The organism is Mycobacterium sp. THU-M104, from assembly GCF_049197365.1.
Lineage (GTDB): Bacteria > Actinomycetota > Actinomycetes > Mycobacteriales > Mycobacteriaceae > Mycobacterium.
This window is the reverse complement of the sequence record NZ_JBMIOP010000135.1, coordinates 1-7,711: the sequence shown is the minus strand read 5'-3', so window position 1 is coordinate 7,711 and position 7,711 is coordinate 1. Positions and strand designations below refer to the sequence as shown.

The 7,711-nt window shown below is 66.2% G+C and carries 10 protein-coding genes and 1 pseudogene; 6 read left to right on the top strand and 5 right to left on the bottom strand.

Annotation, left to right across the window (positions count from 1 at the left end):
• Window positions 1-185: 185 nt before the first annotated feature.
• Window positions 186-1,160 (top strand): diacylglycerol/lipid kinase family protein, encoded by a 975-nt coding sequence (locus ACOJVU_RS11730; RefSeq protein WP_421529944.1) that lies wholly within the window; start codon window positions 186-188, stop codon window positions 1,158-1,160.
• A gap of 267 nt (window positions 1,161-1,427) precedes the next feature.
• Window positions 1,428-1,682, top strand: coding sequence for a transcriptional regulator WhiB1 (gene whiB1 / locus ACOJVU_RS11725; RefSeq protein WP_421529943.1), 255 nt, complete (start codon window positions 1,428-1,430; stop codon window positions 1,680-1,682).
• Window positions 1,683-1,740: 58 nt separating this feature from the next.
• Here whiB1 and ACOJVU_RS11720 read toward each other — a convergent pair whose 3' ends face one another.
• The gene (locus tag ACOJVU_RS11720) at window positions 1,741-3,243 is read right to left on the bottom strand and encodes a sensor histidine kinase (protein WP_421529942.1); all 1,503 of its coding nucleotides are present in this window, start codon (window positions 3,241-3,243) and stop codon (window positions 1,741-1,743) included.
• Between the two features lie 47 nt (window positions 3,244-3,290).
• The gene (locus tag ACOJVU_RS11715; protein WP_066908359.1) at window positions 3,291-3,506 is read right to left on the bottom strand and encodes a biotin/lipoyl-binding carrier protein; all 216 of its coding nucleotides are present in this window, start codon (window positions 3,504-3,506) and stop codon (window positions 3,291-3,293) included.
• A gap of 207 nt (window positions 3,507-3,713) precedes the next feature.
• Here ACOJVU_RS11715 and ACOJVU_RS11710 point away from each other — a divergent pair, with 207 nt between their 5' ends.
• Complete coding sequence (locus ACOJVU_RS11710; protein ID WP_011728008.1) at window positions 3,714-3,788, top strand: 50S ribosomal protein bL37; 75 nt, start codon at window positions 3,714-3,716, stop codon at window positions 3,786-3,788.
• Window positions 3,789-3,800: 12 nt separating this feature from the next.
• Here ACOJVU_RS11710 and rsrA read toward each other — a convergent pair whose 3' ends face one another.
• Window positions 3,801-4,160, bottom strand: a complete 360-nt coding sequence (gene rsrA / locus ACOJVU_RS11705; RefSeq protein WP_421529941.1) for a mycothiol system anti-sigma-R factor — start codon at window positions 4,158-4,160, stop codon at window positions 3,801-3,803.
• Window positions 4,157-4,840, bottom strand: a complete 684-nt coding sequence (locus ACOJVU_RS11700) for a sigma-70 family RNA polymerase sigma factor (protein WP_421529940.1) — start codon at window positions 4,838-4,840, stop codon at window positions 4,157-4,159. Before ACOJVU_RS11700 ends, rsrA begins: the two co-directional genes overlap by 4 nt.
• Window positions 4,841-5,142: 302 nt before the next feature.
• Here ACOJVU_RS11700 and ACOJVU_RS11695 point away from each other — a divergent pair, with 302 nt between their 5' ends.
• Entirely contained in the window at window positions 5,143-5,991 is an 849-nt protein-coding gene (locus tag ACOJVU_RS11695) for an SDR family oxidoreductase (protein WP_421529939.1), read from the top strand.
• Window positions 5,992-6,013: 22 nt separating this feature from the next.
• Window positions 6,014-6,472, top strand: a complete 459-nt coding sequence (locus ACOJVU_RS11690) for a YbaK/EbsC family protein (protein ID WP_421529938.1) — start codon at window positions 6,014-6,016, stop codon at window positions 6,470-6,472.
• Between the two features lie 38 nt (window positions 6,473-6,510).
• Here ACOJVU_RS11690 and ACOJVU_RS11685 read toward each other — a convergent pair whose 3' ends face one another.
• A complete protein-coding gene (locus ACOJVU_RS11685) occupies window positions 6,511-7,377 on the bottom strand; it encodes a 3-hydroxyacyl-CoA dehydrogenase family protein (RefSeq protein WP_421529937.1) in 867 nt (288 codons plus the stop codon).
• Window positions 7,378-7,507: 130 nt separating this feature from the next.
• Between ACOJVU_RS11685 and ACOJVU_RS11680 the strand changes: the two are divergent.
• Window positions 7,508-7,711, top strand: a pseudogene (locus ACOJVU_RS11680) (hypothetical protein); the annotation flags it as partial.

The following is a 7,711-nucleotide window of genomic DNA, read 5'->3' as shown; positions in this document are numbered from 1 at the left end:
AGTAGTCGTGCCCGTTGATTCGTCGGGCCTGTTCGCTGAGGTGCCGAGACTGCGGTGGCGGCGACGTCGGGCGAAAAAGGTAGCGCTGAACGCAGTCTCGGCGCCGCCAGCGCGGACTCGGCACCAGCGGCGTCTGGCAATAACCCCCGATGAACTTACGAACGAGACCACTAAGCTCGGGCGTCATGCGCGCCGTGCTGATCGTCAACCCCACAGCCACGTCCACCACATCTGCCGGCCGCGAAATGCTGGCGCACGCCCTCAAGAGCCGCCTGCAGCTCACCGTCGAGCACACCAACCACCGCGGCCACGGCGCCGAGCTCGCGCGGGCGGCCGCCAAAGACGGCGCCGAACTGGTCGTCGTGCACGGTGGCGACGGCACGGTCAGCGGGGTCGTCAACGGCCTGCTCGGGCGCCCCGGTTCGACACCACCGTGGCCCGTTCCCGCGGTCGCCGTGGTGCCCGGCGGATCAGCCAATGTGCTGGCCCGGTCGCTGGGCATCTCCCGGGACCCGGTCGCCGCAACCAACCAGCTCATCCAGCTGCTCGACGACTACCCGCGTCACCGGGCATGGCGCCGCATCGGTTTGATCGACTGCGGAGAGCGGTGGGCCGTGCTGAACACCGGGATGGGCGTCGACGCCGAAGTGGTGGCGGCGGTCGAGGCCGAACGCGACCAAGGTGGCAAGGTCACGCCGTGGCGCTACATCCGCGCCGCGGTCCCCGCGGTGTGGAGCTATACACGCCACGAACCGACGCTGACACTGGAATTGCCCGACCGGGCGCCGCTCACCGGAGTGAGCTTCGCCTTCGTGTCGAATGCCAGTCCGTGGACCTTCGCCGGCGAGCGGCCGGTGTGGACCAATCCCGGCTGCAGCTTCGAGTCCGGACTGGGAGTGTTCGCCCCCACCAGCCTGAAGTTGATCCCCAGCCTGCGCATAGCCCGGCAAATGCTTGCCAAACGGCCCGACTTCGAGTTGGAGAACCTCTTCACCGAGGACGACGTCGCCCGTCTGCGGGTCACGTCGACGGGAGGCCCGGTCGCCTGCCAGTTCGACGGAGACTACCTCGGCACCCGCGAAACCATGACCTTCCGGGCAATTCCCGACGCGCTCACGGTCGTCGCACCGCCCCACAAAAACCGCCCTGACCTGCGATGACACGGCATGAAAAGAAACCTGGGGAGAAACGCTGGACAGTAGCGGCGCAGTGTAATACACCGGAGAAAGAGCCTGACTAAGAGTTCATTGAAGTGAGATAGCCCACGAGCACACGGACCCTATTGACATCTGTTGAGCCTGTGAAACGATCACAAGGTTGCATGCGGAATTTTACGTAGAGGTTACGGATCCTTTTCTTTATGCACGCTCAACAGCCGAAGAAAATGCCGTGCGTCTTGCTGCGCACTCAGTGAGGAGTTACAAGGTATGGATTGGCGCCACAAAGCGGTCTGTCGCGACGAGGACCCGGAGCTGTTCTTCCCGGTAGGGAACAGTGGCCCGGCGCTCGCGCAGATCGCTGACGCGAAACTGATCTGTAATCGGTGCCCGGTGACGACCGAATGCCTCGCCTGGGCCCTGAACACCGGCCAGGACTCGGGTGTCTGGGGTGGGATGAGCGAAGACGAACGACGCGCACTGAAGCGTCGCAGCGCTCGGACGAAGGCCCGCAGCGGAGTGTGACCCAGGTGCGCACGGCAGTGCGGCCTTGACGATCGTCGGGGCCGCGCTGTTGTGCCCGCTACAGCAGCAACCGCCCCCGACGGCCGATCGGCACCCGTAGCACCACGTCGGTGCCCCGTTCGGGCGCGTCGCGCATGCCCAACGTGCCGTCCAGTTCCGCCGACACCAACGTGCGCACGATCTGCAGCCCGAGGCTGTCGGACTTTTCCAGGCTGAACCCTTCGGGCAGTCCGCGCCCGTTGTCGTTCACCACGACATCAAGCCAGCGCGCCGAGCGCTCGGCCCGAATCGTGACCGACCCCTCCTGCGCCGGGGGATCGAACGCATGCTCGATCGCATTCTGCACGAGCTCGGTGATCACCATGATCAGCGCCGTCGCACGGTCGGAGTCCAGCACGCCGAGGTCACCGACCCGGTTGATCCGGATCGGCCTGTCCACCGATGCCACGTCGTTCATGATCGGCAAAATCCTGTCGATGACCTCGTCGAGGTTGACCTGCTCGTCCACCGACATGGACAGCGCGTCGTGCACCAGCGCGATGGAGGAGACGCGGCGCACCGACTCCATCAGCGCTCCCCGTCCCTCAGCGTTGACCGTCCGGCGGGCCTGCAGCCGCAGCAGCGCCGCCACGGTCTGCAGGTTGTTCTTGACCCGGTGGTGGATTTCCCGGATCGTGGCGTCCTTGGAGATCAAGGCCCGGTCGCGGCGCTTCACCTCGGTGACGTCGCGGATCAGCACCGCTGCCCCCTTGCTGGTGCCCTGCACCAGCAGCGGCAGCGTCCGCAACAGCACCGTGGCGCCACCGGCATCGACCTCCATCCGCATGCTCAGCCCACCGGCCACCAGATCGTGAATGTGCTCGGCCACCTCCTGGGCCTCGAAAGGGTCCGAGATCAGCGGCCGCGTCACTTCGATCAGGTTGCAGCCCTCCAACTTCGTCGTCAGGCCCATCCGGTGGTAGGCCGACAGCGCGTTGGGGCTGGCATAGACGACGACGCCGTCGACGTCCAGACGAATGAAGCCGTCGCCGGCCCGCGGCGTCGAGCGCGACATGGCCACATCGCCCACATCGGGAAAGGTTCCCTCCGCAAGCATCTGTACGAGACTCGTCGCACATTCGCGGTAGGCCGTCTCGAGCTGGCCGGATTTGCGGCGGGCCGCCAAGGTGTTCTGGTGCCTCGTGAGCACCGCGACCACCTGTCCGCCGTACCGGACCGGGGACGCTTCGACGTGCGGCCCCAGCAGTTGCCAGGACGTCTGCGGGCCCCCGCGCGGTTCGCGGACGGTGGCGCCGCAGGCGAAGCTCTCGGCTATCAACGGCATCTTCTCGGCGTCGACGACGCCCGCCACCTCATCGGCATGCATGACCGTCGGCGCGGTGTTCGGCCGGCATTGCGCGACACAGACCAGCATGCCGTCATCGCGGCGAACCCACATCAGGAAGTCGGCGAACGACAGGTCGGCCAGCAGTTGCCACTCCCCCACGACCGCATGCAGATGGTCCACCGCGTTGCCGGGCAGCATCGTGTGTTCGGCGAGCAGATCACCGAGAGTCGACATCACGTGCTCCCGAACCGCCCGGGCCGGTCAATGCGCGGGATCACCGGCTAGCTGATGACGGCGATGAGATCACCGGCCTGAATGACATCGCCCACCGCGACACTCACCTTGCTGACCGTGCCGTCGACCTCAGCCAGGACCGGGATCTCCATCTTCATCGACTCCAGCAGCACGACGATGTCGCCCTTCCCGATCTGGTCACCCTCGTTGACGACGACTTCAAGCACGCTGGCCACGATTTCGGCGCGAACATCCTCCGCCATCTTCACCTCATCCGTTCCGGCCGTCGACGTACGTTGGCTGCCGAGCCAGCGAGCTGCTGTCGCAAGCTCACACATATCGAACCACAACGCCCCCGGGGACCGCGGCGCGCGGGCTGTTGGTCACGCATCGAAGCGCCGTGAGAGACTACGGGGCAACGTTACGGGCGCCGGACGCCCGGTTTTCGACCCGATGACGGAGGTGCCCAGATGGCAAAGCGTGGCCGTAAGAAGCGTGACCGCAAGCACAGCAAGGCCAATCACGGCAAGCGGCCCAACGCCTGAGAGGCGGGATCGCTACTGCATATCCCGGATGATGGTGGTGCGGCGGATCTCCAGCCTGAGCCGCTCCCGCAGGGCGTCCGGAGCCTTCTCGCCCTGGCACTTGGAGGCGATCAGCGCCTTGATCCGCTCCTCGAGCCCATAGTGCTTGAGGCAGCCGGGACACGCGTCGAGATGCTGGCGCAGCCTCGCACGGGTTTCCGGTGTGCACTCGCCGTCGAGCAGAGTCCATACCTCGGCGATCACCTCGAGGCAGCCGAGGCCGCCGTGGGAATCGCTGTCCTCCGCGCGCGGGGAGGCCGAACCGGAACGCTCGCTCGAAGACCGCTGCTCCTGTTCACCGCTTCGCTGTGCATCGTCGCCGGCGCAGCTCATGACGACACCTCCTCGTGCGCCTGTTGACCTCGAGTGAAGCCCCGCTCTTTGGCCACCTCGGCCAGAAGACTCCGCAGCTGACGTCTACCACGGTGCAGCCGTGACATGACGGTGCCGATCGGCGTGCCCATGATCTCGGCGATCTCCTTGTAAGGGAAACCCTCGACGTCGGCGTAGTAGACCGCCATCCGGAATTCTTCCGGCAAAGCTTGCAGAGCCTCTTTGATCTCGGTGTCCGGCAGCGATTCGAGGGCTTCGACCTCGGCAGAACGCAGACCGGTCGAGGAATGCGCGGCGTTGGACGCCAACTGCCGGTCGGTGATCTCCTCGGTGGGGTACTCCGCCGGCTGTCGCTGTCTTTTGCGGTAGCTGTTGATGTAGGTGTTGGTCAAGATGCGGTACAGCCACGCCTTGAGGTTGGTGCCGGCCCGGAACGAGCGAAAACCCGCATAGGCCTTCACCATCGTCTCCTGCAGGAGGTCCTCCGCGTCCGCCGGATTGCGAGTCATGCGCAGCGCACCGCCGTAGAGCTGGTCCAGCAGGGGAATCGCGTCGCGTTCGAACCGCGCGGTCAGTTCTTCGTCGGTCTCCGGTTCGGGCTCGGGAAGCTCCGACAGATTCGCGCCGTCCCGGCCGTCTTCGCCGTCCCGGCCGTCCCGGCCTTCGTCAGAGTCGGCCATCTCGAGTACCCCGGTCCCTTCTGCTGCGGTGTCGCCGGACAAGACCGCAAACGCGCCCAGACTTGCACAAGTGCAAGCCAACCGCCCGGCGCCCAGCGGACTACCCAACAGGCTCGTCGCCGTTGACACCAGATCGATCCTCCCAATCTAAAGGCTGCCACCGACAGTGTCTGCGGGTGATCGCGTGCATCGGAAACCGGGTCGTACAACAGCCCTGACCCGGGAGCTATTTCCGACGGCACGCGCGAGTGCATCGCCGAGGCCCGGTCGGCGCCGTCGCACCGAGAGGTTAGTGTGACGCCATGTCCCTGAACGGCAAGACGATGTTCATCTCCGGCGCCAGTCGCGGCATCGGCCTGGCGATCGCCAAACGCGCTGCACAGGACGGCGCCAACATCGCCCTGGTCGCCAAGACCGCCGAGCCGCACCCCAAGCTGCCAGGCACGGTCTATACCGCGGCCAAGGAACTCGAGGAGGCCGGCGGGCAGGCATTGCCAATCGTCGGGGACGTCCGCGACCCGGAATCCGTCGAATCCGCGGTGGCCAAGACCGTCGAGCAGTTCGGTGGCATCGACATCTGCGTCAACAACGCGTCGGCGATCAACCTGGGGTCGGTCCTCGAGGTGCCGATGAAGCGGTTCGACCTGATGAACGGTATCCAGGTGCGCGGCACCTACGCGGTGTCGCAGGCATGCATCCCGCACATGAAGGGCCGGGAGAACCCCCACATCCTGACGCTGTCGCCGCCCGTGCTGCTGGAGAGCACGTGGCTGAAGCCCACCGCGTACATGATGGCGAAGTTCGGCATGACGCTGTGCGCGCTGGGCATCGCCGAGGAGATGCGCGAAGAAGGGATCGGCTCGAACACGTTGTGGCCGCGCACGCTGGTCGCCACTGCCGCCGTGCAGAACCTGCTCGGCGGTGACGAGGCGATGGGGCGGGCCCGCAAGCCCGAGGTGTACTCCGACGCGGCCTACGTCATCCTCAACAAACCCGCCCGCGAATACACCGGCAACTCGCTGCTGTGCGAGGACGTCCTGATGGAATCCGGTGTCACGGACCTGTCGGTCTACAACTGCGTGCCGGGTGGGGAACTCGGCCTCGACTTCTGGGTCGACGGCGTCAACCCGCCGGGGTACACGGGCCCCTAGCGGGCTCCGGAGGGTTTCTGGCGTGACCCGCGCCGCCACACCGGGCATCGCCGCGTTGGTCGCCGCCGGTGTGGCGCACGACGTCGTGCGCTTCGGGGCCGTCGCCGACCTGCCGGAGGCCGGTGACGTCGACGCCGAGCAGGTCTTCAAGACGTTGATCATCGCGCTGCCGGGCGAATTGGCCGTCGCGGTGCTGCCGGTGTCCGACAAGCTGTCGATGAAGGCCGCGGCGGCCGCGCTGGGCGCGCCCAAGGCCGCCATGGCCGAACCCGTTGTGGCCGAACGGGTCACCGGTTACGTGGTCGGCGGTATCTCCCCGTTCGGTCAGCGCCGGCGGCTGCGCACCGTGGTCGACACCTCGGCGCTGCGCTGGGAGCGGGTGCTGTGCAGTGCGGGCAAGCGCCATTGGGACGTTGCAGTGGCCCCGGCCGACCTCATCCGGTTGACCGGGGCAGTCACCGCCGACATCGCCGTTCAGTAGGTATACGGTCAGTAGGTATACGTTCAGTAGGTATACGGTCAGTAGGTATAGAAGCCCTCGCCGGTCTTGACGCCGAGCTTTCCCGCATCGACATGGGCCCGCAACAGGTCTCGCGCCCGCGTGGGCAGGTATGGGAACTCTGCGGTGTAGTGGTTCTCGATGTCGAGGACGACGTCCAGGCCGACCTGGTCCATCATCTGGAACGGCCCGACCGGAACACGCCAGGTCTCCTTGAACATGCCGTCGACGTCCTCGGGCCGGGCCACGCCTTCGGCGACGACAGCTAGAGACTCGCGCTTGATGGCCGCCCAGATGCGATTGAAGATGAATCCGGTGGACTCCCGGCGCACCTCGAAGGGGCGAAACCCGAACTCGGGCAAAATCGTCAGCAGCGTGTCCAGCACGTCGCGCGCGGTGCGGCCGTCGGACATCAACTCCACCGCGTTGATTTCGGGCGGCATGTAGAAGTGCGTGTTACACAACCGCGTTTTGTCGCGCACCCGTTCGGCCATCAGGCGCGAGGGCAACGACGACGAATTCGTCCCGAAGATGGTGTCCGGCGGCGCGGCCCGGTCGATCTGTCCCCAGATGGCTACCTTGAGGTCGATCTTCTCCGGCACGGATTCGACAGCAAGCCAGGCGCCGTCCAATGCCTCCTCCAGCGAGTCCGCGGCCGTCGCCATACCAGGCTCGCCGAACCCTCTGTCCGACAACAACTTCGGAAGGGAATCGGTCACGTACTGCGTCGCGGACGCGAGCTGCTCGGCGCGCCGGGCGTGAATCCGCACCGTTCCGCCGCGGCCGGCGAACATCAGCGCGATGCGACGACCGAGGGTCCCCGCGCCGATCACCGCGACCGGGCGGCTTTTGACGTCGTCGAATGTGTAAGGGTAAGAGCCAGTCACCCATGCATGGTAGGCGGCTCCCCGCGCGCCGGCGACGGGCACACCGAACCCGTGAAATAACTTGTGTCACTTTGGTTTCAGGAGTCACTGGGCGGCCGGTTTTGTCGGTGGGTGCGCATAGTTTGGCGGTGTGGGTGTTGATCGGGAGGCGTTGAGGGCGGATTTCGACGCCCTGGATGCTGCCCTGGACAAGCTGTTCGGCTATGACTGCGACGCGTTGAGGACCCCGGAATTGTTGGCGTGGCTGGCCCGGGTGGAAAAGCTGCGCCGCCGCCTGCCCGCCCTGGAGCACGCGGTGATCAACACCGTGGCCCGCCAAGCCACCCCCGAAGAA

What these genes read in the sequence shown, in the direction of transcription:
- ACOJVU_RS11720 (WP_421529942.1), bottom strand. Translation starts at nt 3,243, where the DNA reads ATGTCGACTCTCGGTGATCTGCTCGCCGAACACACGATGCTGCCCGGC.
- ACOJVU_RS11700 (WP_421529940.1), bottom strand. Translation starts at nt 4,840, where the DNA reads ATGGCCGACTCTGACGAAGGCCGGGACGGCCGGGACGGCGAAGACGGC.
- whiB1 (WP_421529943.1), top strand. Translation starts at nt 1,428, where the DNA reads ATGGATTGGCGCCACAAAGCGGTCTGTCGCGACGAGGACCCGGAGCTG.
- ACOJVU_RS11695 (WP_421529939.1), top strand. Translation starts at nt 5,143, where the DNA reads ATGTCCCTGAACGGCAAGACGATGTTCATCTCCGGCGCCAGTCGCGGC.
- ACOJVU_RS11730 (WP_421529944.1), top strand. Translation starts at nt 186, where the DNA reads ATGCGCGCCGTGCTGATCGTCAACCCCACAGCCACGTCCACCACATCT.
- ACOJVU_RS11715 (WP_066908359.1), bottom strand. Translation starts at nt 3,506, where the DNA reads ATGGCGGAGGATGTTCGCGCCGAAATCGTGGCCAGCGTGCTTGAAGTC.
- rsrA (WP_421529941.1), bottom strand. Translation starts at nt 4,160, where the DNA reads ATGAGCTGCGCCGGCGACGATGCACAGCGAAGCGGTGAACAGGAGCAG.